Annotated in this window: 25 protein-coding genes and 1 tRNA gene; 8 read left to right on the top strand and 18 right to left on the bottom strand. The window is 73.4% G+C overall.

Annotation, left to right across the window (positions count from 1 at the left end; genetic code table 11):
* Positions 1 to 19: 19 nt before the first annotated feature.
* Positions 20 to 655: a glutathione S-transferase family protein gene (locus ML340_RS08935; RefSeq protein ID WP_240098916.1), complete on the bottom strand. Its 636-nt coding sequence runs from the start codon at positions 653 to 655 to the stop codon at positions 20 to 22.
* Positions 656 to 776: 121 nt separating this feature from the next.
* Here ML340_RS08935 and ML340_RS08930 point away from each other — a divergent pair, with 121 nt between their 5' ends.
* The 3 genes from ML340_RS08930 to ML340_RS08920 all read left to right on the top strand — a co-directional run bounded on the left by ML340_RS08930 (position 777) and on the right by ML340_RS08920 (position 3,493).
* The gene (locus tag ML340_RS08930) at positions 777 to 2,543 is read left to right on the top strand and encodes a M14 family metallopeptidase (protein WP_240098847.1); all 1,767 of its coding nucleotides are present in this window, start codon (positions 777 to 779) and stop codon (positions 2,541 to 2,543) included.
* A 75-nt stretch (positions 2,544 to 2,618) separates the two neighbouring features.
* A complete protein-coding gene (locus ML340_RS08925) occupies positions 2,619 to 3,056 on the top strand; it encodes a guanyl-specific ribonuclease (RefSeq protein ID WP_240098845.1) in 438 nt (145 codons plus the stop codon).
* On the top strand, positions 3,053 to 3,493 hold the full coding sequence (locus ML340_RS08920; protein WP_240098843.1) for a barstar family protein: 441 nt from the start codon (positions 3,053 to 3,055) through the stop codon (positions 3,491 to 3,493). The genes ML340_RS08925 and ML340_RS08920 overlap by 4 nt, the downstream gene beginning before the upstream one ends.
* Positions 3,494 to 3,707: 214 nt before the next feature.
* Here the strand turns inward: ML340_RS08920 and ML340_RS08915 are convergent.
* The 3 genes from ML340_RS08915 to tpiA form a co-directional block, all read right to left on the bottom strand.
* Positions 3,708 to 3,792 (bottom strand) — tRNA-Leu (locus ML340_RS08915).
* Between the two features lie 68 nt (positions 3,793 to 3,860).
* The gene (secG, locus tag ML340_RS08910; RefSeq protein ID WP_240098841.1) at positions 3,861 to 4,262 is read right to left on the bottom strand and encodes a preprotein translocase subunit SecG; all 402 of its coding nucleotides are present in this window, start codon (positions 4,260 to 4,262) and stop codon (positions 3,861 to 3,863) included.
* Between the two features lie 37 nt (positions 4,263 to 4,299).
* Positions 4,300 to 5,055 carry a triose-phosphate isomerase gene (gene tpiA / locus ML340_RS08905; protein ID WP_240098839.1) on the bottom strand — a complete coding sequence of 252 codons (756 nt, stop codon included), beginning with the start codon at positions 5,053 to 5,055 and terminating at the stop codon, positions 4,300 to 4,302.
* A 66-nt stretch (positions 5,056 to 5,121) separates the two neighbouring features.
* Between tpiA and ML340_RS08900 the strand changes: the two genes are divergently transcribed.
* Positions 5,122 to 5,802: a DUF6445 family protein gene (locus tag ML340_RS08900; RefSeq protein ID WP_240098837.1), complete on the top strand. Its 681-nt coding sequence runs from the start codon at positions 5,122 to 5,124 to the stop codon at positions 5,800 to 5,802.
* A gap of 60 nt (positions 5,803 to 5,862) precedes the next feature.
* Here ML340_RS08900 and ML340_RS08895 read toward each other — a convergent pair whose 3' ends face one another.
* The 12 genes from ML340_RS08895 to prmB all read right to left on the bottom strand — a co-directional run bounded on the left by ML340_RS08895 (position 5,863) and on the right by prmB (position 18,496).
* Positions 5,863 to 6,801 (bottom strand): isopenicillin N synthase family dioxygenase, encoded by a 939-nt coding sequence (locus ML340_RS08895; RefSeq protein ID WP_240098835.1) that lies wholly within the window; start codon positions 6,799 to 6,801, stop codon positions 5,863 to 5,865.
* A gap of 65 nt (positions 6,802 to 6,866) precedes the next feature.
* Positions 6,867 to 8,225: a phosphoglucosamine mutase gene (glmM, locus tag ML340_RS08890; RefSeq protein ID WP_240098833.1), complete on the bottom strand. Its 1,359-nt coding sequence runs from the start codon at positions 8,223 to 8,225 to the stop codon at positions 6,867 to 6,869.
* Positions 8,222 to 9,109, bottom strand: coding sequence for an acetyl-CoA carboxylase, carboxyltransferase subunit beta (accD, locus tag ML340_RS08885; protein WP_240098831.1), 888 nt, complete (start codon positions 9,107 to 9,109; stop codon positions 8,222 to 8,224). The genes glmM and accD overlap by 4 nt, the downstream gene beginning before the upstream one ends.
* Positions 9,110 to 9,206: 97 nt before the next feature.
* Entirely contained in the window at positions 9,207 to 10,013 is an 807-nt protein-coding gene (gene trpA, locus ML340_RS08880; RefSeq protein ID WP_240098829.1) for a tryptophan synthase subunit alpha, read from the bottom strand.
* Positions 10,010 to 10,459, bottom strand: coding sequence for a DUF3144 domain-containing protein (locus ML340_RS08875; protein WP_240098827.1), 450 nt, complete (start codon positions 10,457 to 10,459; stop codon positions 10,010 to 10,012). Before ML340_RS08875 ends, trpA begins: the two co-directional genes overlap by 4 nt.
* Positions 10,460 to 10,539: 80 nt before the next feature.
* Complete coding sequence (gene trpB, locus ML340_RS08870) at positions 10,540 to 11,778, bottom strand: tryptophan synthase subunit beta (RefSeq protein ID WP_425608306.1); 1,239 nt, start codon at positions 11,776 to 11,778, stop codon at positions 10,540 to 10,542.
* 179 nt (positions 11,779 to 11,957) lie between these two features.
* On the bottom strand, positions 11,958 to 12,671 hold the full coding sequence (locus ML340_RS08865; protein WP_240098825.1) for a phosphoribosylanthranilate isomerase: 714 nt from the start codon (positions 12,669 to 12,671) through the stop codon (positions 11,958 to 11,960).
* A gap of 4 nt (positions 12,672 to 12,675) precedes the next feature.
* The gene (gene truA, locus ML340_RS08860; protein ID WP_240098823.1) at positions 12,676 to 13,467 is read right to left on the bottom strand and encodes a tRNA pseudouridine(38-40) synthase TruA; all 792 of its coding nucleotides are present in this window, start codon (positions 13,465 to 13,467) and stop codon (positions 12,676 to 12,678) included.
* 15 nt (positions 13,468 to 13,482) lie between these two features.
* Complete coding sequence (locus ML340_RS08855; RefSeq protein WP_240098821.1) at positions 13,483 to 15,249, bottom strand: FimV/HubP family polar landmark protein; 1,767 nt, start codon at positions 15,247 to 15,249, stop codon at positions 13,483 to 13,485.
* A 27-nt stretch (positions 15,250 to 15,276) separates the two neighbouring features.
* Positions 15,277 to 16,317, bottom strand: a complete 1,041-nt coding sequence (locus ML340_RS08850) for an aspartate-semialdehyde dehydrogenase (protein ID WP_240098818.1) — start codon at positions 16,315 to 16,317, stop codon at positions 15,277 to 15,279.
* Positions 16,318 to 16,434: 117 nt separating this feature from the next.
* The gene (aroC, locus tag ML340_RS08845) at positions 16,435 to 17,535 is read right to left on the bottom strand and encodes a chorismate synthase (RefSeq protein ID WP_240098816.1); all 1,101 of its coding nucleotides are present in this window, start codon (positions 17,533 to 17,535) and stop codon (positions 16,435 to 16,437) included.
* Positions 17,536 to 17,539: 4 nt separating this feature from the next.
* Entirely contained in the window at positions 17,540 to 18,496 is a 957-nt protein-coding gene (prmB, locus tag ML340_RS08840) for a 50S ribosomal protein L3 N(5)-glutamine methyltransferase (protein WP_240098814.1), read from the bottom strand.
* 89 nt (positions 18,497 to 18,585) lie between these two features.
* Between prmB and ML340_RS08835 the strand changes: the two genes are divergently transcribed.
* Both ML340_RS08835 and asd read left to right on the top strand, forming a co-directional pair.
* On the top strand, positions 18,586 to 19,266 hold the full coding sequence (locus ML340_RS08835) for an SCO family protein (RefSeq protein WP_240098812.1): 681 nt from the start codon (positions 18,586 to 18,588) through the stop codon (positions 19,264 to 19,266).
* 7 nt (positions 19,267 to 19,273) lie between these two features.
* Positions 19,274 to 20,116 carry an archaetidylserine decarboxylase gene (gene asd / locus ML340_RS08830; protein ID WP_240098811.1) on the top strand — a complete coding sequence of 281 codons (843 nt, stop codon included), beginning with the start codon at positions 19,274 to 19,276 and terminating at the stop codon, positions 20,114 to 20,116.
* A gap of 19 nt (positions 20,117 to 20,135) precedes the next feature.
* On the opposite strand, the gene ML340_RS08825 is transcribed toward asd, so the two are convergent.
* Together ML340_RS08825 and ML340_RS08820 are read right to left on the bottom strand one after the other, a co-directional pair.
* Positions 20,136 to 20,444: a hypothetical protein gene (locus ML340_RS08825; protein WP_240098809.1), complete on the bottom strand. Its 309-nt coding sequence runs from the start codon at positions 20,442 to 20,444 to the stop codon at positions 20,136 to 20,138.
* 140 nt (positions 20,445 to 20,584) lie between these two features.
* Positions 20,585 to 22,096, bottom strand: coding sequence for a transglycosylase SLT domain-containing protein (locus ML340_RS08820; protein ID WP_240098807.1), 1,512 nt, complete (start codon positions 22,094 to 22,096; stop codon positions 20,585 to 20,587).
* A gap of 145 nt (positions 22,097 to 22,241) precedes the next feature.
* Here ML340_RS08820 and ML340_RS08815 point away from each other — a divergent pair, with 145 nt between their 5' ends.
* Both ML340_RS08815 and greB read left to right on the top strand, forming a co-directional pair.
* Positions 22,242 to 23,744 carry a helicase HerA-like domain-containing protein gene (locus ML340_RS08815; RefSeq protein ID WP_240098805.1) on the top strand — a complete coding sequence of 501 codons (1,503 nt, stop codon included), beginning with the start codon at positions 22,242 to 22,244 and terminating at the stop codon, positions 23,742 to 23,744.
* 16 nt (positions 23,745 to 23,760) lie between these two features.
* Positions 23,761 to 24,267, top strand: a complete 507-nt coding sequence (greB, locus tag ML340_RS08810) for a transcription elongation factor GreB (protein WP_240098803.1) — start codon at positions 23,761 to 23,763, stop codon at positions 24,265 to 24,267.
* The last annotated feature ends 4 nt before the right edge of the window (positions 24,268 to 24,271 follow it).

Below are 24,271 nucleotides of genomic sequence, written 5' to 3'. Positions count from 1 at the left end.
CACGCCCTCCCGGCCGCGGTCAGGCCCATTCGGCCAGGCCTTCGCGCGCGTACAGCGCGGCGAAGCTCGGGCGCGCCTTCATGCGCGCGGCCAGGGCGGCCAGCGCCGGCCACGCGGTCGCCGGGCGCGGCATGTGGCGCGCCCAGCGCATCAGCATGGTGAGGTAGAAGTCCGGCACGCTCGGTGCCTCCCCGAGCAGGTACGGGCCGGCCGCGGCCAGGCGCGCGTCGATCCGCTCCCAGCACGCCTCGATGCGCGGCGCGCAGTGCGCGCGCACCGCCTCCGTGCAGGCCTCGCCGGCCGGTTCGGCGGGGTACCACCACTGCCGGAACAGCGGCTGCAGCACGTTCGCCAGCTCGAACATCCACTGCAGGTAGTCCGCGCGGCGCGGATCGCCCGGCACCGGCGCCAACCCGGCCTGCGGATGCTGCTCGGCCAGCCACAACGCGATCGCCGCGGCTTCGTGGCGGGCCACCCCGTCCACCACCAGCACCGGAACCGTGCCGTGCGGGTTGAGCGCGAGGAACGCCGGCGCCTTCTGCTCGCCGCGGCTGAAATCCACCCGCTGCAGCGCATGCGGCACGTCCAGTTCCAGCAGCAGCCAGTGCACCAGCAGGCTGGCGGCGCCCGGGGAGTAGTAAAGCGTGGTATCCATCGTGGCGTAAAGCGGGGACACGCCGCGATGATCGCACGCCGTGCGCGGCATGGCGCACGGCAGTCGGCAGCGGCGCGGGCCGCGGTTACCATCGCGCCGCCCCCCACCGCTGGCACCGTGCATGCGCTCGCTCGTCCCCGCCCTGCTGCTCGCCGCCGTCCTGCCCGCCCTCGCCGCCGGCCCGGCGCTGCCGCCGCCCACCGTCGCCGAGCGCAGCGGCTACGCCCGCACCGGCCGCTACGACGAGGTCGAGGCGCTCTGCCACGCGTATGCCGCGCGCTGGCCGCAGGCGGTGCGCTGCTTCGCCTTCGGCACCACCCCGGAGGGCCGGCCGATGCTCGCCCTGGCGGCCTCCACCAGCGGCGTGCTCGACCCGCAGGAGGCGCAGGCGCGCGGGCTGCCGGTGGTGCTGGCGCAGGGGGGCATCCACGCTGGCGAGATCGACGGCAAGGACGCCGGCTTCGCCCTGCTGCGCGACCTGCTGCAGGGCAAGGCCGGCAAGGGCCTGCTCGACCGCCAGGTGCTGCTGTTCGTGCCGGTGTTCAACGTCGACGGCCACGAGAACTTCCGCGCCTGGAACCGCCCCAACCAACGCGGTCCGGAGGAGACCGGCTTCCGCGTCACCGCGCAGCGCTACAACCTCAACCGCGACTACGTGAAGGCCGACAGCCCGGAGATGCAGGCCATGCTCGGGCTGCTGGCGCAGTGGGACCCGCTGGTGGTGCTGGACCTGCACGTGACCGACGGCGCTCAGTTCCAGCACGACATCTCGATCACCGGCGAGCCGGTCAACGCGGGCGACCCGCAGCTGCGCGCGGTCGGGCGCGCGCTCAAGCAGGGCCTGATCGACCGCCTGGCCGCGCAGGGCTCGCGGCCGGTCGGCTTCTATCCCAGCTTCGCGGTGGAGGACGATCCCACCTCCGGATTCGTCGACGGGGTCAGCCCGCCGCGCTTCTCGCACGGCTACTTCCCGCTGCGCAACCGGATCGGGATCCTGGTCGAGACCCATTCCTGGGCGCCCTACCCGCTGCGCGTGCGCGCCACCTACAACAGCGTGCTGGACGCGCTGGAGCTGGTGGCGGCGAACGGCCCGCAGTGGATGCAGGCCGCGCGCGAGGCCGACGTGCGCGCCGCGGCGCTGGGCGGGCAACCGGTCGCGCTCGACTACCGCGCCACCCCGGCCAAGCGGATCATCGCATTCGCGGGCTATGCCTACACCCGCACGCCCTCGGAGATCTCCGGCGCGCCGATGACCCGCTACGACGAGCGCACCCCGCAGACCTGGATGGTGCCGCTGCGCGACCAGATCGAACCGGCCCTGGAAGTCACCGCGCCGCGCGCCGGCTACCTCGTCCCGGCGGCGTGGGCGCCCGCGGTGGAGCGCCTGCTGCGCCTGCACGGGATCGACTTCCAGCGCCTGGAGGGCGCCCGCCGCGCCCTGCCGGTGCAGCGCTTCGCCGCCACCCGCGTGCAGTTCGCGCCCACCTCGCAGGAGGGCCACCAGCGCCTGACGCTGGAAGGCCAGTGGCAGGACGCGCATGCCGATCTGCCCGCCGGCAGCCTGTACGTGCCCATCGCCCAGCCCAAGGCGCGGCTGCTGATGGCGATCCTGGAGCCGCAGGCGCCCGATTCGCTGGCCGCGTGGGGCGCGTTCAACAACGCATTCGAACGCAAGGAATACATGGAGCCGTACGTGGCCGAGGACGAGGCGCGGCGGATGCTGGCGCGCGACCCCGCGCTGAAGGCCGCGTTCGAGCGCCGCCTGCGCGAGGATCCGGCGTTCGCCGCGGATCCGCGCGCACGGCTGGACTTCTTCTACCGCCGCCACCCGGCCTGGGACGCCGGGGTGGACCAGTACCCGGTGCTGCGGGTCGAACGCTGGGACTGAGCGCGCGCCGACCCGCTTGCGGGGCGCCCCCGCGCGCCCGCATCCTGCGCGGCACGTCCCTGCCCGCCTCCGCCCATGCGCCGTCCCGCATTCGCCGCGTTCTGGCCCCTGCTCCTGCTGCTGGCGCTGGGCCTGGGCTGGCAGGCCTGGCGCGCGCCGGCCCCGCCCGCCGCACCCACCCCGGCGGCGCACGCCGACAGCGCGACCGCCGCGCGGCCGGCCCCGCGCGGCGACGCACAACGCGATCCCGCGCTGCCGCCCGAGGCCGAGGCCACCCTGGCGCTGATCCGCCGCGGCGGTCCCTTCCCCTACCGCCAGGACGGCAGCGTGTTCGGCAACCGCGAGGGCCGGTTGCCGCCGCAGCCGCGCGGCTGGTACCGCGAATACACCGTCCCCACCCCCGGCCTCGGGCACCGCGGCGCGCGCCGGATCGTCACCGGCGGCGATCCGCCGCGCGAGTGGTATTACACCGACGACCACTACGCCAGCTTCCGTCGCATCACGCCGCCATGAAGACCGCCGCCCTCGACCGCCTGGACCTGGCCGATCCCGAACAGGCCGGCGTCTATTTCGTGACCGACGCCGACCTGCGGGGGCTGGCCCGGGCCGGGCATGCCGGCGGGCTGCAGGTGGTGCTGCTCGACCTGCACGGCGTGCGCGGCAAGCCGCAGCTGCTCGAGCGGCTGGCCGGCGCGCTGCAGTTCCCCGATCCAGAGCGCGGGCGCAACTGGGACGCGCTGTCCGACCGCCTGCGCGACCTGTCCTGGCTGCCGGCCAGCGGCTACCTGCTGCTGATCGCGGACGCGCGCGCACTGCGCGAGGCCGACGCGCCGGCGTTCGACACCTTCCTCGACATCCTCGACGAAGCCGCCGCGGACTGGGCTGCCGCCGGCACCCCGTTCTGGGCGTTCCTGGCGCTGCCGGAGGAGGAGTTCGGCGCGGACGCCTGATCGCCGCTCGCCACCCGCGGCCGTGCGGCGATCCGCGCGCCGGCCTCGGCTCGCCAGCGCCGTGTGCAGCGCATCGCCAGCAGGACGCCGATGCCCGCCGGTCGCGGCATCAGGACGCCGAGCAGCCAAGCCCGCGCAGCCGCTCCGCGGACACGAAAAACCCGCCATGCGGCGGGTTTCTTGCCGGTACCGGCGGGTACGCCGGACCGAGGATTGGTGCCCAAGGGGGGACTCGAACCCCCACGACTTGCGTCGCTACCACCTCAAGGTAGTGCGTCTACCAATTCCGCCACCTGGGCTGATGTCATCGCGGGCGGGCCGGTGCGCCGCGCCGCATGTGTAGTTTACGCCGGATCACTTCCCCGGATCACTTCCCTTGGGTCGGAACCGCCGGGGCCGGCTGCGCGGGCGCGGTCGGCACCGCCGGCAGGGGCTGCGCGGGCGCGGCCGGCACCGCCGGGGCCGGTGCCGCCGGCGCGGGCTGCTGCGCCATCACGCCGAGATCCGGCTTGCTGGCCACGCCGTCGCGGCGCGCGGTCTTGCTGGCATACACCGCCATGCCGAGGCTGATCGCGAAGAACGCGACCGCCAGCCACTTGGTGGTCTTGCTCAGGAAGTTGGACGCGCCGCGCGCGCCGAACACGGTGGCCGAGGCGCCGCCGCCGAAGCCGGAGCCGGCCTGCGCGCCGGCGCCGCGCTGCATCAGGATCAGCGCGACCATCGCCACCGCGATCAGCACGTACAGCACCGTGACCAGTTGCAACCACATGATGTGAATCGTCCCGTCGTTGGGCCGGCTGGCCCGCTCAGGCCGGCGCGGCGGCTGCCACGATGGCCAGGAAATCCTCCGCCACCAGCGAGGCCCCGCCGATCAGGCCGCCATCCACGTCGGGCTGGCGGAACAGCTGGGCCGCGTTGTCCGGCTTCACGCTGCCCCCGTACAGCAGGGGAAGCGAGCTAGCAATTATAGCATCGCGGCGGGCGACTTCGCCACGCAGGAAGGCATGTACCGCCTGCGCCTGTTCGGGGCTGGCGGTGCGCCCGGTGCCGATCGCCCACACCGGTTCGTAGGCGACCACCGCGCCGTCCAGCGCCTGCACGCCGCCGAGCGCGAACAACGGCTCCAGCTGCTCGCGCAGGCGCGCCTCGGTGGCGCCGGCCTCGCGCTCGGCGAGGGTCTCGCCGACGCACAGGATCGGCACCAGCCCGGCCGCGCGCGCGGCGAGGAACTTGCGCGCCACCTGCGCGCTGTCCTCGCCGTGGTACTGGCGGCGCTCGGAATGGCCGACCAGCACGCAGCGCGCGCCGACCTCGGCCAGCATGGCCGCCGCCACCTCGCCGGTGTAGGCGCCGCGCGCGTGCTCGCCCACGTCCTGCGCCCCGAACGCCAGCCCCGGCCCGGCATAGGCCTGCGCCAGCTCCGCCAGGTACGGCAGCGGCGGCAGCACGATGCGGTCGACCCCGGGCGGCGGCGGCGCGGCCACCAGCGCGTCCAGCAAGGCGCGCGCGAACGCGCGGTCCCCGTGCAGCTTCCAGTTCCCGGCGACGATCCGGCGGCGCATCGCAGTCCTCCTCGGCAGGCGCCGCAGTTTAGCAACCGCGGCGGCGCGCGCCGCTATGATCGCCGCATGCGCCCGTCCGCCCCGACTGCCGCGCCGATGCGCGTGCTGCCCTACCGCAAGCCCACCGAGGGGCGTGACTACTGGGTGTTCGACGACGTGCTGCCCGACCCCCTGGCGGTGCGCGCGCGCTGCCTGGCCAAGCCCGACTGGACCCTCGGTTTCCCCCACAGCGGCGAGAGCTGGCCGGGCCGGCGCGCGCTGCCGGCGCTGGAGCCCGACGAACTGGCGCAGGTGGAGGCGCGCGTGCGCGCCGCGACCGGCGCCAAGCGGCTGTGGATGCAGCCGGCGCCGGACGGCAAGACCCTCAACCACAACTGCGTGCAGGTGGTGGGCGCGCGCGAGGCGCAGGCGCGTCCGCACACCGATGCGCGATCGCTGTGCCGCTATGCCGGCGTGCTGTACCTGCTGCCCGACGCGCCGGCCGACTGCGGTACCAGCTTCTACCGCCAGCGCCTGGCCAGCGGCCAGCTCGGCGGCAACACCGTGACCAAGCCGCACGACACCCTGGTCGATGCGCTCGGCACCCGCTTCGTCCCGCCCGGCAGCTTCGTCGAGGACGTGCGCGTGCCCAACCGCTTCAACCGCTTGCTGGTCTATCAGGCCACGCTGATCCACAGCGCCACCGCCTACTGCGGCGAGGCGCTGGAGGACGCGCGGATGGCCGCGGTGTTCTTCTGGATGGCGTGAAGGCGCAGGGTCGCGGGAGCGCCGCGGCGGCGCACCCGCCCCCGCATTCCCGCCAGTGCGTCACTTCAGCTTGATCTCGCGCAGGCGCTCTTCCAGGTAGCCCTGGGCGGTGATCGGCTCGGGATAGCGGCTGGGGTTGTCGGCGCTGACGCAGCCGGGCAGCACGTCGATCACGAAATCCGGGTTCGGGTGCAGGAAGAACGGGGTGGAATAGCGCGGCTGGCGCGCCTTCTCGCCCGGCGGGTTGACCACCCGGTGGGTGGTGGACGGCAGCACGTGGTTGGTCAGGCGCTGCAGCATGTCGCCGATGTTGACCACGATGGTGTCGGCATCCGCGGTGAACGGCACCCACTCGCCCTTGCGCGAGAGCACCTCCAGGCCTTCCGCGCTGGCGCCGACCAGCAGGGTGATCAGGTTGATGTCCTCGTGCGCGCCGGCGCGCACGTTGGGGATCTCGTCGGCGGTGATCGGCGGATAGTGGATCGGGCGCAGGATCGAATTGCCGTTGTCGGTCTTGTCGGCGAAGTAGTCCTCGGGCAGCCCGAGGTTGAGCGCCAGCGCCGCCAGCACCCGCGCCCCCAGCGCGTCCAGCGCGGCGTACAGCGCCAGCGCGCGCTCGCGGAACTCCGGCACCTCCGCCGGCCACAGGTTGGGCGGCATCACCTCGGCGTACTTCTCGTCGCGCACCTCGCGGCCGACGTGCCAGAACTCCTTGAGGTCGAAGTGCTTGGAGCCCTTCGCGGTCTCCACTCCGAACGGGGTGTAGCCGCGCGCGCCGCCGCCGCCGGGCACGTGGTACTGCTTCTTGGTCTCTTCCGGCAGCGCGAAGAACGCGACGAAGGCGTCGTAGGCGCCGTCGATCACCTCCTGCGGGATGCCGTGGCCGCGGATGCCGGCGAAGCCCCATTCGCGGTAGGCGTTGCCCAGCTCGGCCACGAAGGCCTCGCGGTCGGTGTCGAAGCGGCGGATGTCGAGGGTCGGGATCTGCGGCTGGCTCATGGCGGTCGGTGTCGGGAACGAAGCGGGAGTGTCGCCCGCGGCAGGCGCGGGCGGGTTGATCGGGATCAGGCCGCGGCCGCGCGCACGGCGTCGGCCAGGGCCTGCACGGTGGATTCGACCAGCGCCGGGTCGTCGGCCTCGACCGTGACCCGCACCACCGGCTCGGTGCCGGACGGGCGCAGGAACGCGCGCCCGCGGCCGTCCACGGCGCGCCGCGCCGCGGCGAGCGCGGCCTGCACGGCCTCCGCCTCGTGCGGGCGATGGCCGGCGGCGAAGCGCACGTTCACCGTCTGCTGCGGCAGCTTGCGCAGGCCCTGCACCGCCTCGGCCAGGCCCAGGCCGCGCCGGCGCAGCACCTCCAGCACCTGCAGCGCGCTGATGATGCCATCGCCGGTGCTGGCACGGTCCAGGCACAGGATGTGGCCGCTGGCCTCGCCGCCGAGCACGCCGCCGTGCGCCAGCAGCTGCTGGTGTACGTGACGGTCGCCGACCTGGGCGCGCACGAAGCCGATCCCGCGCGCCGCCAGCGCCTGCTCGAAGCCGTAGTTGGTCATCAGGGTGCCGACCACCGGGCCGCGCAGGCGGCCGCTGGCCTGCCAGTCGCAGGCCAGCACGTACAGCAGGTCGTCGCCGTCGCGCACATGGCCGCCGGCGTCCACGAACACCACCCGGTCGCCGTCGCCGTCGAACGCGATGCCGAGGTCGGCGCCGCGCGCACGCACCTGCGCGGCCAGCGCCTGCGGATGGGTGGAACCGACCCCGGCGTTGATGTTGACCCCGTTCGGCTCGACCCCGATCGCCTCCACCCGCGCCCCCAGTTCGCGCAGCACCAGCGGCGCGATCTGGTAGGTGGCGCCGTTGGCGCAGTCCACCACGATCCGCAGGCCGTCCAGGTTGAAGCCGCGCGGCACCGCGTTCTTGCAGGCCTCGACGTAGCGCCCGACGGTATCGCGGGTGCGCACCGCCTTGCCCAGACGCTCGGACGGCACGGTCCGGAACGGCTGCTCCAGCGCGGCCTCGATCGCCAGTTCGGTGGCGTCGTCCAGCTTCTCGCCCTGGGCCGAGAAGAACTTGATGCCGTTGTCATGGTGCGGGTTGTGCGAGGCGGAGATCACGATCCCGCCGTCGGCGCGCATGGAATGGGTCAGATGCGCCACCGCCGGGGTCGGCATCGGCCCCATCAGCTGCACGTCCACCCCGGCCGCGACCAGCCCGGCCTCCAGCGCGGCCTCGAACATGTAGTTGGAGATGCGGGTGTCCTTGCCGATCAGGACCACCGGCTTGCGCCAGTCGGCGCCGCCGGCGCGCGCCGCCAGCGCGTGCCCGTAGGCATTGCCCAGGCGCAGCACGAAGTCGGCCGAGATCGGCCCCTCGCCGACCCGACCGCGGATGCCGTCGGTGCCGAAGTAGCGGCGCGCGCTCACGCCGCCTCCGGCTCCAGCGCCGGCACCGGGCGCTGCATCAGCAGGGCTAAGAGGTGCGCCAGCCGCTCGCGCAGCTCGCGGCGGTCCACGATCTGGTCCACGGCGCCGTGCTCGCGCAGGAACTCGCTGCGCTGGAAGCCCTCCGGCAGCTTCTCGCGCACGGTCTGCTCGATCACCCGCGGGCCGGCGAAGCCGATCAGCGCGCCCGGCTCGGCGATGTTGAGATCGCCCAGCATGGCGAAGCTGGCGGACACCCCGCCGGTGGTGGGATGGGTGAGCACCGAGATGTACGGCACCCCCGCCGCACGCAAGTGCGCCAGCGCGGCCGAGGTCTTGGCCATCTGCATCAGCGAGAACAGGCTCTCCTGCATGCGCGCGCCGCCGCTGGCGGAGAAACTCACGAACGGGCAGCGCAGCGCGAGCGCGCGCTCGGCGGCGAGGGTGAAGCGCTCGCCCACCACCGAGCCCATCGAGCCGCCCATGAAGGCGAAGTCGAACGCGGCGGCGACCAGGTCGTGGCCGGCCAGCCGGCCCTGCATCGCGACCAGCGCGTCGCGCTCGCCGGTGGCCTTCTGCGCGGCCTTGATGCGGTCGGAATACTTCTTCTGGTCCTTGAACCTGAGCACGTCGGTCGGGCCCAGCTCGGCGCCGATCTCCTCGCCCGTGCCGCCGTCGAACAGGCTGGCCAGCCGGGCGCGCGCACGGATCGGCATGTGGAAGCCGCACTGCGGGCAGACCTCGAGGTTTTCCTCCAGCTCCGGGCGGTAGAGCGCGGCACCACAGCCCTCGCACTTCTCCCACAGGCCCTCGGGCACGCTGCGCTTGCGCTCGGCACCGGCCTCGGTGCGGATGCGGGCGGGCATCAGTTTCTTCAGCCAGGACATCGGTTCGGTCGGCTCCAGCCTCAGGCCCCGGGACGGGGGGCGGCAAGTCTAGCCCAGGGCGCGCGCGGCCACCCGTTGCGGGGCACAACCGCCGGCCTCAGCCGGCGGCGTCCAGCGCTGCGCGCAGCGGGCGCAGGAACTGGCCGGCGCGCTCGGCCGCGGCCTGCGGGTCCGGGCTGTCGGCCAGCGCCGCCACCAGCGCGCTGCCGACCACCACCCCGTCGGCATGCGCCGCCATCGCCGCGGCGCCGGCGGCATCGCGGATGCCGAATCCGGCGAACACCGGGATCCCGGCCATCGCCCGCACCTGCCGCAGGTGGGCGGCGGCCTCGGCCACGTCCAGGCGGTCGGCGCCGGTGACCCCGGCGAAGCTGACGTAGTACAGGTAGCCCTCGGCCTGGGCGCACAGCCGCTCCAGGCGCGCCTGCGGGGTCGTCGGCGCGGCCAGCGACACCAGCACCAGGCCGTGGTGGGCGAACGCTGCGCGGTATTCGTCGGCTTCCTCCGGCGGCAGGTCCACCAGCAGTACGCCGTCCACCCCGGCCTGCGCGGCCTCGGCGGCGAACGCCGCGGCGCCGCGGATCTCGACCGGATTCAGATAGCCCATGAGCACCACCGGGGTGGCCGCATCGTCCACCCGGAACGCGCGCACCATCTCCAGCACTGCGCCGAGACCGACCCCGCGCGCCAGCGCGCGCTCGGAGCTGCGCTGGATCACCGGGCCGTCCGCCATCGGGTCGGAGAACGGCACGCCCAGCTCGAGCACGTCGGCGCCGGCGGCGACCAGCGCGTGCAGCACCGGCACCGTCGCCTGCGGCGAGGGGTCGCCCGCGGTCACGAACGGCACCAGCGCCTTGCGCCCGGCGGCGCGCAGCGCCTGCAGGCGGTCGTCCAGCCGGGTCATTCGTTCGAAGCGGACGGCGGCACCGCACCGGCGGCGGCGATGGAATCGTTGGCCGGGGTCTGGCCCTCGCGCGCCAGGCGCCCGACCCGGATGCCGGCGGCCTTGTATTCCTCGGCCAGCTCGGAATCGCCGACATCGATGCCGCGCTCGTGGCCCAGCCCGTCCAGGTGCTCGTTGAGCATGCGCCGGTACAGGGTGGTCATATAGTCGAGGAAGTCCTTGCGCTGCTCTGCGGCCTCGATCGGCTTGACGCTCACCAGGTACACGTGCGCGTTGAAGCGCGCCGCGGCGTACAGGCTGGCCAGGCTGATGCGCTTGACGCCCTGCTGCTCGGACTGCTTGCGGGTCAGCTCCAGGTACTCGTTGACGCAGTCGAAGAACGCCGGATCCATCTGGTTCGCGTTCGTCTGCTCGGCCGCGGGCGGGGCCTGCTGTTCGTCGGCCATGGCCGCACTCCTCGTCGTATCGGGTCGAAAGAACTGGGTATTGTCGCGCAAACCGGCCTGATCGGCCAGCGCGGGGCTTTTCAGAGCACCAAACCCTCGCGCGCGGCGATGGTGTGCACGTCCTTGTCGCCGCGGCCGGACAGGTTGCACAGCACCAGCGCGTCCTTGGGCAACTCGCGCGCCAGCTTGATCGCCTGCGCCACCGCGTGGCTGGACTCCAGCGCCGGCAGGATGCCCTCGCAGCGGGTGAGGCGGTGGAAGGCCTCCAGTGCCTCGGCGTCGGTCACGCCCACGTACTCGGCGCGGCCGCTGTCCTTCAGGAAGGCATGCTCGGGGCCGACGCCGGGGTAGTCCAGGCCGGCCGAGATCGAATGGGTCTCGACGATCTGGCCGTCGTCGTCGCAGACCACGTAGGTGCGGTTGCCGTGCAGCACGCCCACCCGGCCCGCCGCCAGCGAGGCGGCGTGGCGGCCGGTGGCGATGCCGTCGCCCGCCGCCTCGGCGCCGACGATGCGCACCGACGGATCGTTGAGGAAGGCGTGGAACAGGCCGATGGCATTGCTGCCGCCGCCCACGCAGGCGGTGATCGCATCCGGCAGGCGCCCGTACTCGGCCAGCATCTGCGCGCGCGCCTCGCGCCCGACCACCGCGTTGAAGTCGCGCACCATGCGCGGGTACGGGTCCGGGCCGGCCACGGTGCCGATGATGTAGAACGTGTCGCGGACGTGGGTCACCCAGTCGCGCATCGCCTCGTTCAGCGCGTCCTTCAGCGTCGCCGAGCCAGAAGTGACCGGCACCACCGTCGCGCCCAAGAGCTTCATCCGGTACACGTTGATCTTCTGGCGCTCGATGTCGGTGGCGCCCATGTACACCACGCATTCCAGGCCCAGCCGGGTGGCGACGGTGGCGGACGCGACGCCGTGCTGGCCGGCGCCGGTCTCCGCGATGATCCGCTGCTTGCCCATGCGCGCGGCCAGCAGCGCCTGGCCGATGGTGTTGTTGATCTTGTGCGCGCCGGTGTGGTTGAGGTCCTCGCGCTTGAGCAGGATCTGCGCGCCGCCGACCTCGCGGCTCAGGCGCTCGGCGTGGTAGATCGGGCTGGGGCGGCCGACGTAGTGCTTGAGGTCGTTCTCGAACGCGGCGAGGAAGGCCGGATCGGCGCGCGCGGCGTCGTAGGCGGCGGCCAGTTCCTGCAGCGGGCCGATCAGGGTCTCGGCGACGAAACGGCCGCCGTGGCGGCCGAAGTGGCCATGGGCGTCGGGATAGGCGGAAAAATCGATCGCGGCCGGCGCGGCGGCCAGGGACGGGGAAGCGGGCATGGCAGGGTCTCCGAGGACACGGGGCGCGGCCGCGGGCCGCGCAGCGGGACGGGGTCACGGGGCCGCACGCGCTGGCGCGTGCGGCGCGGCATCATCGGATCGCGGCGGCGGGCACGCGCCGCCAACGCCGCAGCGAGCGGCCGAACGGAGCGGCGGGGCGATGGCCTCGGGGCATGTGCCTAGCCTACCTGATCGTGGCCGCGTCCGCAGGCCCGGCAGCCGTCGACGCGGCCGTCCGCGCCCAGTTCCACGCAGTCGGCGCGGCGCACCGCCTCGACGAAACGGCGCATGCGCGCGCCGTCCTTGATCCCGGGCGCCGATTCGATCCCGCTGGACACGTCCACCCCCCACGGCGCGACCGCGCGGACCACGTCGAACACGCGCTCCGGGGTCAGCCCGCCGGCCAGCAGCCAGGGCCGGTCCAGGTCCTGCGGCAGCCGCGCCGGATCCAGCGCCTGTCCGCTGCCGCCGCTGGCGCCGGGCGCGTGCCCGTCGAGCACGAACCCCGCCGCATGCGGCCAGCGCCGCAGCAGCGCGGGGCCGTCCACCGGGTCGGCCCCGGCCAGGCCCAGGCCCTTGAGGTAGGGCAGCCCGAAGCGCCGGCAGAAGGCATCGTCCTCCTGGCCGTGGAATTGCAGCAGGGTCGGCCGCACCTGGGCGATGACCGCGCGCACCTCGTCGGCCGGGTTGTCCATGAACAGCGCGACCACGTCCACCAGCGGCGCGGCCGCCTCGCGCAACGCACGCGCCGCCGCAGGGGTGAGCGCGCGGCGGCTGTCGCGGGCGAACACCAGCCCGATCGCATCCACGCCTAGTTCGCCGGCCAGACGCACGTCGCCCGGACGGGTCAGGCCGCAGAACTTGATGCGGGTGCGGAACGGCGGCTGCGGCATGGGATCACGCGGGGCCGGTGACCTCGGCCGGCAGCCCGCATTCTGGCCGATAGCGCGGGCCGAGGAACAGCAGCCCGGCGGCCGGCGCGGTGGGGCCGGCCGCGGTGCGGTCGCGGCCGTCCAGCAGTTCGGCGATCCACTCCGGCGGGCGTTCGCCGCGCCCCACCACCAGCAGCGAGCCGACGATGTTGCGCACCATGTGGTGCAGGAAGGCGTTGGCCTGCACCTCCACCACCACCTCGTCGCCGACGCGGGTGACGGAAATCTCCTGCAAGTGGCGGCGCGCATGGGTGGCCTGGCATTGCACGCTGCGGAACGCGGAGAAATCCCGTTCCCCGCGCAGCGCCTGCGCCGCCTGGTGCATGGCCTGCGCATCCAGCGGCACCCGCTCCCAGCCCAGGTACTGGCGTTCCAGCCCCGGGCGCGCGCTGCGGTTGAGGATACGGTAGCGGTAGCGGCGCGCATGCGCCGAGAAGCGCGCGCTGAAGCCGTCGGCGACCGGCACGCACCAGCGCACCGCCATCGTCGGCGGCAGGTGGGCGGTGGCGCCCAGCACCCAGCCGCGCGCATCGCGCGTGGCCTCGGTATCGAAATGCACCACCTGGCAGCGCGCATGCACGCCGGCATCAGTGCGGCCGGCGCAGACGGTATCGATCGGCGCCGCGGCGACCTTCGACAGCGCGATCTCCAGCGCGGTCTGCAGGCTGCCGTCCGGCGCCAGCGCGCCGGCCGGGCTGAGGCGCTGCCAGCCGCGGAACCCGCTGCCGTCGTATTCGAGGCCCAGCGCCAGCCGCATCCGCCGCCGGCGCCCTCAGCCCAGCTCGCGCAGCAGGCGCGCGGCGTCCTCGCGCGCCGCCGGATCGGCGTCGTGCAGCAGTTCCGTCAGCAGCTGGCGCGCGGAATGCTCGTCGCCGATGTCGAGGAAGGCGCGCGCCAGCTTGAAACGATGCTCGGCGCTGGCCGCCGCGGGGGCGGCCGGATCCTCGGCCGCCGCAGGGGATTCCGGTACTGATGGCGGAACCGCGTCGGCCGGCGACGCGGCCGGCGCGTGCCACGGCGGCGCTGCATCGGCGGGGGCCGGCGCAGGCGCCGCGGGCGCGGCGGTGCGCAGGCTGGCCGCCAGCGCGTCGCTGTCGAACAGGCGCCGGCGCGGCGGCGGGCTGGCCGGCGCGCGCCGACGCAGCAGCAGCCAGGCGAGCACGATCGCCGCCAGCAGGCCGGCACCGCCCCACCACCAGGCGGCATGCGAGGCCGGCTGTGCCGGTGCCGGCGGCGCCGCCGGCTGCGCCGGCGTGGGCGCACTGGCGGCCTGGGCCAGCTTCTGCTGGGCGGCGGCCAGTTCGCTGTCCTTGAGCGCCAGCAGGCGGGCCTGCTCTTGCTTGAGCTTCTCCAGCGCGGCCACCCGGTCCTTCAGTTCATCGATCTCGGCGCGCTTGGCCGCGATCTCCTCGTCGCGTCGCTGCAATTCCTGCTGGAGCATGCTGCCCTCGCCCTTGGCGCTATTGCCGGTCTTGGTCGCGGTGGCCGGGCGCCCATCGGCCGGCGGCACGATCTGCAGGCGCGCCTCCGCACGCCGCGGAGCCGCGGCCGCCGGCGTCGCGGCGGGCGCAGGCACCGGCCCGGTGGGCTTGGCCGCGGTGGCCGGCGTGGGCACGGCGCGCGCGCTGCCGGCGGCGGCGCTGTGGGTACCTGTCGCTGCGGTCGGCTGCGCCACCGCGCGCCGCGCCTGCCGCCACTGCCGCAGCTGTTCGCGCACCACCTGCGCGGCCTCCTCGGGCGGGATCGCGGCGATGTCAGCCGCGCTCGGGATGCGCAGCACCGCCCCCTGCCGCAGGCGGTTGATGTCGTCGCCCAGGAATGCGTCCGGATTGGCGCGCAAGAGCGCCAGCATCGCCTGGTCGAGTCGGTTGCCCGCGGCCAGGCGCAGACGCTGGGCGATGACCGCGAGGGTCTCGCCGTGCTTGACCGGGCCGTATTGCGCCGGCAGCGGACTCGCGGCCGGCGGCGGCGCTGCGGAAGCGGCTGGCGCGGGTGCGCCCGCCGCCGGCGCGGCGGCCGTGGACGCCTCCGAGGATGGCGGCGAAGACGGCGCGGCAGGCGCTTCCGGCAGCGGCCGCTGCACCACCGGCGCATCCGCCGCCAGCGCCGGCTGGATCGCCGGCTGCAGCGCGGCCGCCGCGGCCTGCGGGGTGTCCAGCGCCACGCTGTATTCGCGCACCAGCCGGCCCTGGCCCCATTCGACCTCGATCAGGAAATTGAGCAGCGGCTGCTCCAGCGGCTGCAGGGTGGTGACCCGGATCACCGGGCGCCCGCGCCCATCCTGGCCGAGGCTGAACTGCAGGTCGGCGGCGGCCCCGCTCGGCGGCGCCAGGCCCACCCGGCGGAAGGTCTCCGGCGAGGCCAGGCGCGCCTGCAGCGCCTCCAGCTCGCCGGGGGTCACCGAGATGATCGGGATCTCCGCCAGCAGCGGCTGGTTGCGCTGCGACTTGACCTGGATCTGGCCGAGGCCGAGCGCCATGGCCTGCCCGGCCGCCAGCAGCAGGGCCGCGGCCACCACGATGGATCTGGTTTTGCTCACGCCTCTCCCCCGGTTGCGCGGGTGACTCTAGCCGCGCGCGGCCTTGGCCGGCAAGCCGTCGGCGACCAGCAGCTCGGCGATCTGCACCGCGTTGAGCGCCGCGCCCTTGCGGATGTTGTCGGCCACCACCCACAGGTTGAGCCCGCGCGGGTGCGACAGGTCCTCGCGGATGCGGCCCACGAACACCGGGTCCTTGCCCGAGGCGTGGGTCACCGGCGTCGGGTAGCCGCCCGCCTTCGGCTCGTCCACCACCTGCACGCCCGGCGCGGTGCGCAGCAGCGCGCGCGCCTCGTCCGGGGTGATCTTCTTCCTGGTCTCCACGTTCACCGCCTCGGAATGGCCGAAGAACACCGGCACCCGCACCGCGGTGGGGTTCACCTGGATGGCGTCGTCGCCGAGGATCTTGCGGGTCTCCCACACCAGCTTCATCTCTTCCTTGGTGTAGCCGTTGGGCTGGAACTCGTCGATGTGCGGGATCAGGTTGAACGCGATCTGCACCGGGAACTTCGCCGGCGCCGGGTCCTGGAAGCTCAGCAGCGCCGCGGTCTGGCGGCCCAGTTCCTCCAGCGCGCTGCGCCCGGCGCCGGACACCGACTGGTAGGTGGCCACGTTGATGCGCTCGATGCCATAGGCCTTGTGGATCGGCGCCAGCACCGGCATCAGCTGCATGGTGGAGCAGTTGGGGTTGGCGATGATGCCGCGCGGGCGGTGGCGCGCCGCCTCCGGGTTCACCTCGCTGACCACCAGCGGCACGTCGTCGTCGTAGCGGAAGGTGGAGGAGTTGTCGATCACCACCGCGCCGGCGGCGGCGAACTTCGGCGCGTACGCCTTCGACACCGCCCCGCCGGCGGAGAACAGCGCGATGTCGATCGCGGCCGGGTCGAAGGTGGCCAGGTCCTGCACCACCAGCTCGTCGTCGCCGAACGCGACCGCGGTCCCGGCCGAGCGCTCGCTGGCCAGCGCCACCACCGCGCTGGCGGGGAACCGACGCTCGGCCAGAATCGCCAGCATGGTTTCGCCGACCGCGCCGGTCGCGCCGACCACCGCCACCTTGTACTGCTTGCTCATCGTTGCTTGCCTCTGGAATCTGGATGCGGCGCCGGGTGGCGCCTGCGGGGAATGGATTGACCTGCCTAGCCCTAGCGGCGCGCTGCTGCCCGTGCGGGCGAAGCCGGCGGCGCGCCGCTAGCGTTTCGGCGCGACCGCGCCGGGGATCCGCGGCCGCACCTCGCCAACGTCACCGCACTGCGCGCGGTGGCGCAGCGCCTGGTCCATCAGCACCAGCGCCAGCATCGCCTCGCAGATCGGGGTCGCGCGGATGCCCACGCAAGGGTCGTGGCGACCGGTAGTGACCACATCGACCACGTTGCCGTCCACGTCCAGCCCCGGCACCGGCAGGCGCAGGCTGGAGGTCGGCTTGAACGCCACCGACACGGCGATCTGCTGCCCGGTGGAAATGCCGCCGAGGATGCCGCCGGCGTGGTTGGACAAAAAGCCCTCCGGCGTCATCACGTCGCGGTGGGCGCTGCCCTTCTGCGCCACGGCCGCGAAGCCGTCGCCAATCTCCACGCCCTTGACCGCGTTGATCGACATCATCGCCGCCGCCAGCTCGGCATCGAGCTTGCCGTAGACCGGCTCGCCCCAGCCCGGCGGCACGCCGTCGGCCACCACCTGGATCTTCGCGCCCACCGAATCACCGGACTTGCGCAGCGCGTCCATGTAAGCCTCGAGCTCCGGCACCTGCTCCGCGCAGGGCCAGAAGAACGGGTTGCCCTCGACCGCGTCCCAGTCGTGCGCACGCGGGACGACATCGCCGATCTGGACCATGCAGCCGCGCACGCTGACCCCGCGCTGCGCCAGCCACTTCTTGGCGACCACGGCGGCGGCCACGCGCATGGTCGTCTCGCGCGCGCTGCTACGCCCGCCGCCGCGCGGGTCGCGGATGCCGTACTTCTGCCAGTAGGTGTAGTCGGCATGGCCCGGGCGGAACTGTGCGGCGATCTTCGCGTAGTCCTTGCTGCGCGCATCCACGTTGCGGATCAGCAGCGCGATCGGGGTGCCGGTGGTGACGCCCTCGTACACGCCGGACAGGATTTCGACCTCGTCCGCCTCGTGCCGCGCCGAGGTGTGGCGGGTCTTGCCGGTGGCGCGTCGCGCGAGGTCATGCGCGAAGTCTGCAGGCTGGATCGCGATCCCCGGCGGGCAGCCGTCGATCACGCAGCCGATCGCCGGCCCGTGCGACTCGCCGAAGGTGGTGACGCGCAGCAGGTGGCCGAAGGTGTTCATCGCCTCAGAACAACCGCCCGGCGGCCGGCGCCGCGGGCGCCCGCGCCTCGCGCGCGTCCACGAGGGCGGCGATGCGCGCATTGTGCTCGATCAGGTCGGCGCACTCGGCCACGAACACGCCCATCTGCCCGACCTTGAACTCCACCCACGCCAGCGGCAGTTCCGGCAGCAGCTTGACCAGCGCGCGCTCGGATTCGCCCACTTCGCAGATCAGCAGGCCGTCCTCGGTGAGGTGCAGCGGGGCATCGCGCAGGATGCGCAGGGCTAGGTCCAGGCCGTCGTCGCCGGCGCGCAGGCCGAGTTCCGGCTCGTGCGCGTACTCGCGCGGCAGGGCGTCGGTCTCGGCGTTGGTGACGTACGGCGGGTTGCTGACGATCAGGTCGTAGCGCTCGCCCTGCAGCGCGGAGAACAGGTCGGATTTCAGAAACCGCACATTCTTGACGTGCAGCCGCGCCTCGTTCTCGCGCGCCAGCGCCAGCGCATCGTCGCTGATGTCCACCCCGTCCACGTGCCAGTCCGGGTTGTAGTGCGCCATCGCGATCGCGATGCAGCCGGAGCCGGTGCACAGGTCCAGCGCGCGGCGCACTTCGCGGTCGCCCAGCCAGGGCTGGAAGCCGGCCTCAATCAGCTCCGCGATCGGCGAGCGCGGCACCAGCGCGCGGCGGTCGGTCTTGAAGCTCAGGCCCGCGAACCACGCCTCGCCGGTGAGGTAGCAGGCGGGGATGCGCTCCTCGATGCGGCGCAGGAACAGCGCCAGCACTTCCTCCTTCTCGGCCTCGGTGATGCGGGCGTTGCCGTAGGCCGGCGGCAGGTCGTGCGGCAGGTGCAGCGCGTGCAGGGTGAGCTGGGTGGCCTCGTCCAGCGCGTTGTCGTAGCCATGGCCGAAGGTCAGGCCCGCCGCGTTGAACCGGCTGGCGCCGTAGCGGATCAGGTCGATGATGGTCTGCAGTTCCTGGGACATGGCCGGATCGCGGCGCGCGCAAGGCGGCGCCGCAGTATAGCGGCCGCGGCCGGCTATCATGGCGGTGGTTTCCCCTGCGACTTGCCGCCATGTCCCTTCCCGCCCCCGGCCGCGCCTGGCTGCCCCTGCTGGTCGTGATCGCGGTCGCCGCTGCGCTCGGCCTGTGGGCCTCGCAGCGGTTCCTGGCCCGCCCGGCCGCGCCCGCCCTGCCCGCGGTCAAGGCGGTGACCCTGATGCCGACCCCGCGCCCGCTGCCGCCCTTCACCCTGCAGCAGGCCGGCGGCAAGCCGCTACGCGCGGACGACCTGCGCGGCCACTGGACCTTGGTGTTCATCGGCTTCACCCACTGCCCGGACGTGTGCCCGACCACGCTGGCGCAGCTGGCCGGCGCGCAGAAGCAGTGGGCCGTCCTGCCGCCCGCGCAGCGGCCGCGCCTGCTGTTCGTCTCGGTCGATCCCGAGCGCGACAGCCCGGAACAGGTCGCGCAATACGCGCACGCCTTCCATCCCGACACCCTGGCCGCGACCGCGCCGCTGACGCAGGTGGAGGCGTTCGCCCGCGCGCTGTCGCTGGTGTTCATGAAGGTGCCGGGCAAGAGCGGCCAGGCCGACGACTACACCCTCGACCACTCCGCCGCGCTGGTGCTGCTGGATCCGCAGGTGCGCATGGCCGGCGTGGTGCAGCCGCCGTTCGACGTGCGCGCGATCGCCGAGGACCTCACCCGGCTGACCGGCACGGCCGCGCCGACGCCCGCGCCCGCCACCCGCTGACCCGCGCATGCGCGCGACCACCGCCCTCACCTACGTGCTGCCGCACCGGCTGCTGTCGTCGCTGGCGCGGCGGCTGGCCTATTCGGAGAACCGCGCGGTCAAGCAGTGGCTGATCGACACCGTGGTCCGCCGCTTCGGCGTGGATCTCGGCGAAGCGGCGGAGCCCGACCCGACCGCCTATCCGACCTTCAACGCCTTCTTCACCCGCGCGCTCAAGCCCGGCGCGCGCACGCCGGACCCCGACCCGCGCGCCCTGCTGATGCCGGCCGACGGCCACATCAGCCAATGCGGCCCCATCGTCGATGGCCGCATCTTCCAGGCCAAGGGCCAGGGCTTCACCGCCGCCGAACTGCTGGGCAGCGAGGCCGATGCCGCCCCGTTCCGCGACGGCAGCTTCGCCACCGTGTACCTGTCGCCGCGCGACTACCACCGCGTGCACATGCCGTGGACCGGCACCCTGCGCGAAACCGTGCACGTGCCCGGCCGCCTGTTCTCGGTGGGCGTGGACGCCGTGGCCAGCGTGCCGCGCCTGTTCGCCCGCAACGAGCGCCTGGTCTGCCACTTCGACACCGACTTCGGCCCGATGGTGCAGGTGATGGTCGGCGCGCTGCTGGTCTCCGGCGTGGAAACCGTGTGGAGCGGCGTGGAAATCCCCGCCTACGCCGATGCGATCACCCGCAAGGACTACCGCGGCCGTGGCATCACCCTGCAACGCTTCGCCGAGATGGCCCGCTTCAACTACGGCAGCACCGTCATCGTGCTGCTGCCCAAGGGCGCGGCCACGCTGGACCCGGCGCTGCACGCGGACTCCCCGGTGCGGCTGGGGCAGCGGCTGGCGCTGCGGGCGTGAGGATGGCCGCCTTGGGTCGCTAATCGCACAAGGCGGCGCAACGCTGCTCCGCATGGCCCCAGGCGAAGAATCCGGCCTCGCCGTCCGCCACCAGGACGATGTACGGGTCCTCGCCGAAGGCGGTGTATTGCGCGAACATCGCCTCGGCGTCCATGCCCGGCCGATGCAGTTCCTTGAGCGAGCGATCCACGACCCGCTTGGCGGCGGTTACGGCCTCGGCCCAGGTCGGGAACGCGCCGAGCGTGTATGTCTCGCCTTCGTCCATGTAGTGGGAGTGGTCCGCGACCCGCACCGTGTACACGTAGCCCCCGGCTGCCGGCCAGACCATCGCCGATCCTACGACGCGCCGGACGATCGATGCCCCATCTCCCACGCTCAACCGGACGCGCCGCGCCCGCCTTGTCCATCCCTGCCGCCCCGCCCCGATGCCAAATGCAAGCGCCGGCATGGCGCATGCACGGGCCAGACTCAGCCGCAGCCGACCAGCTTCAGCGTCTGCCCCGGCCGGATCGCATATTTGGGCTTCTTCAGCTTGTTGGCGCGCGCGAGGTCATCGAGGTCGCAGCGCCATTGGCGGGCGATGCCCTGCAGGGTCTCGCCGCGGCGGACCTTGTGCATGCGCGGCGGCGGTGCCGGGCGCGCGGCGGCCGGCGCGGGCGCCGGCGGATCGGCGGCCGGGCCCTGCTGGGCATTGGCCGGCACCGGGTCGCCGACCCGCACCAGCGCCGCCTGCACGTTGCTGGCCAGCAGCTGCTGCGCCAGCTGCAGGCGCTCGCCGCGCAGGCAGTGGCGCTCGTACAGGCGCGCGATCCAGGCGGTGGCCGCCAGCGGGGTGCCGGCCGGGATCGTGCTGGCCGGATCCCAGCGCGGATTGAGGTTGCGCAGCGCACGCAGGTAGCCGTCGCGCGAGCCGGCGTTGCCGAGGCAGATGGTCAACTCGTACAGCGAGGTCGGCCGCGCCAGCTGGATGGTGGCATTGCGGCTGTAGACCCGCGGCCAGACGATGCCGTACTCGCGCGGGTGCAGGAACAGCCAGGCCGCGGCGATCACCATCGGCACGTAGTCCTTGGTTTCGGCCGGGAACTGGTTGTACACGTCCAGGTCCCAGAAGCTGCGCCCGCCGCTGGACTGGTACACGCGCAGGGCGCGGCCCTCGCCGCCGTTGTAGCCGGCCAGCGACAGCTCGATGCTGTTGCCCAGCTCGGCCAGTCGCTCGGACAGGTACTGCGCCGCGGCGTCCGCGGCCGCGCGCGGGTCGTAGCGGGTGTCGAACCCGCTGCCGTCGTTGCCGAGGCCGAAGCGGCGCCCGGTGGCCGGCATGAACTGCAGCGGCCCGACCGCGCCGGCGCGCGAGGCCACGTGCACCTTGCCGTTGGACTCCTTGGCCAGGATGCCGAACAGCAGCGCCTCCGGCAGGCCGCGCTTGCGGAAGGCGGGCGACATCTGCTCCTTGAGGTACTGGTAGTTCTCGTAGCTGTCCATCAGCGACGGCCGCAGGTCGGTCAGCCAGCGCCGGATCCCGGCCTGCACCGCCGGGTTGAACTGCACCATCTGCACGAACTTCTGGCCGTCCTCGCCCAGCAGGGCCGCGGCGTCGGCCTTGGCCGGGACCTCGGCATCGGCCAGGTCGCGCTCGTCGATGAGGTCGCCGTCCGGATCCTCGGGCTCGGCGGCCTCGCGAGCGGTGGCCTGCAGCAGGCGGTCGTACACCGCCAGCATCGGCGCCACCTCGCAGCCGCGCTGGCGGCTGCAGGCCTCGATCACCGCCTTGATCTCCGCCAGCGCGGCGTCGGCAGCGGCGCTGCCGGCCTGCGGGTCGCTCGCCAGTTGCGCCTCGCGGTACTGCTTCTCCGCCGCCTGCAGGCGCTGCTGCAGCGCGTCGACCGCCGCCTGCTCGCGCCGCGCCAGCGCCGCCTGCGCCGGCAGGGCCGCGAGCAGGGCGACGGACAGCAGGAGGGCGGCAGGCAGGCGTGGCGACATGGCAAGGAGATCGGGACGCGGACAAGGGCGGCAGGGTAGCCGCCGCGGCGCGCGCGCGGCAAGGCATGCGCGCGACCGGAGCGGCGCGTGGGTTTGCACGCATGGCATAGAATCGGGCGGCCCATCACCGCTTGCGAGCGCCCCCATGGATCCGATTTTCGTCGGCAAGGCCGTGACCACGCCGGACAGCGGCAACGTCTACCTGCAGCCGCGCTTCGGCAACCGCCACGGGCTGGTGGCCGGCGCCACCGGCACCGGCAAGACGGTGACCCTGATGACGCTGGCGGAGGGCTTCAGCCGGCTGGGCGTGCCGGTGTTCCTGGCCGACGTGAAGGGCGACGTGGCGGGGCTGGCGGTGCCGGGCGCGCCGAGCGAGAAGCTGCAGGCGCGCATCGCCCAGCTGTGCATCGCCGACTACCGCCACGAAGCCGCGCCGGTGGTGTTCTGGGACCTGTGGGGCAAGGCCGGGCATCCGGTGCGCGCCACCGTCAGCGAGATGGGCCCGACCCTGCTCGGCCGCATCCTCGAGCTCAACGACACCCAGGCCGGGGTGCTGGACATCGTGTTCAAGCTGGCCGACGACCGCGGCCTGCTCCTGCTCGACCTGCCCGACCTGCGCGCCCTGCTGGCCCTGATCGCGGAGGAGCGCAAGGACATCAGCACCTCCTATGGGCTGGTCAGCACGCAGTCGATCGGCGCGATCCAGCGCGCGCTGCTGCGGCTCGAGCAGGAGGGCGCCGACCAGTTCTTCGGCGAACCGGCGCTGGAGCTGGCCGACCTGATGCGCACCACCCCGGACGGACGCGGGGTGGTCAACATCCTCGCCGCCGACCAGCTGATCCTCAAGCCGCGGCTGTATTCCAGCTTCCTGCTGTGGCTGCTGTCGGAGCTGTTCGAGACCCTGCCGGAGGTGGGCGACCTCGACAAGCCCAAGCTTGTGTTCGTGTTCGACGAGGCGCACCTGCTGTTCGACGACGCCCCGGCCGCGCTGCAGCAGCGGATCGAGCAGGTGGTGCGGCTGATCCGCTCCAAGGGCGTCGGCGTGTACTTCTGCTCGCAGTTCCCGGACGACGTGCCGGCGAACGTGCTCGGCCAGCTCGGCAACCGCTTCCAGCATGCGCTGCGCGCCTACACCCCGCGCGACCAGAAGGCGGTGCGCACGGCGGCCGAGACCTTCGTCGCCAATCCCGCGCTGGACGTGGCGCAGGCGATCGGCCAGCTCGGCGTGGGCGAGGCGCTGGTGTCCACCCTGCAGGACAAGGGCGTGCCGATGCCGGTGGAGAAGACCCTGATCGCGCCGCCGCGCTGCCGCATGGGCGCCATCACCGAGGCCGAACGCGCGCAGGTGCGCGCCGGCAGCCCGGTCGGCGGCAAGTACGACACCCGCATCGACCGCGAATCCGCGGCGGAGATGCTGGCGAAGAAGGCCGAGATGCGCGCCGAGCAGGCGCAGGCGCCGGCCGCCAAGGCCGACGGGGACGTCGACGGCGGCTTCGGCCAGGCGGTGAAGGAAGCGCTGTTCGGCACCAAGCGCCGGCAGGGCATGCTCGAGACCATGGCCAAGCAGACCGCGCGCACGGTCGGCAGCCAGGTCGGCCGGCAGATCCTGCGCGGCGTGCTCGGCGGGATCTTCGGCGGCAAACGCTGACCGCGGCGGGGCAGGCATGGGTCGCTGGCGTCCGCCCGCGGAGAAAGGCACCGCCCTGATCACCCGCGAAGGCCATGCGCGCCTGAAAGCGGAGCTGGACGAACTGTGGCGCGTGCGCCGGCCCGAGGTGGTGAAGGCACTGGCTGCCGCCGCGGCCGAGGGCGATCGCTCGGAGAACGCCGAATACACCTACCGCAAGAAGCAGCTGGGCGAGATCGACCGCCGCGTACGCTACCTCAGCAAGCGGCTGGAGGTGCTGAAGGTGGTGGAGGCCGCGCCGGCCGACCGCGAGGCGGTGTTCTTCGGCGCCGAGGTCGAGCTGGAGGATCTGGCCAGCGGCCAATGCCACTGCTACCGCATCGTCGGCCCGGACGAGACCGACCCCGCGCGCGGCTGGATCAGCATCGACGCCCCGCTGGCGCGCGCACTGCTCAAGAAGCGGATCGACGACGAGGTGCAGGTGCAGCTGCCGGCCGGGCCGGCGCGCTACCTGCTGGTCGACGTGCGCTACCCGCGGGACTGAAAGC

Origin of the sequence: Thermomonas flagellata, from assembly GCF_022419185.1 — a bacterium.
Classification (GTDB): domain Bacteria; phylum Pseudomonadota; class Gammaproteobacteria; order Xanthomonadales; family Xanthomonadaceae; genus Thermomonas; species Thermomonas flagellata.
The sequence above is the reverse complement of the archived record's forward strand: the minus strand, read 5'-3'. Positions and strand labels throughout refer to the sequence as shown.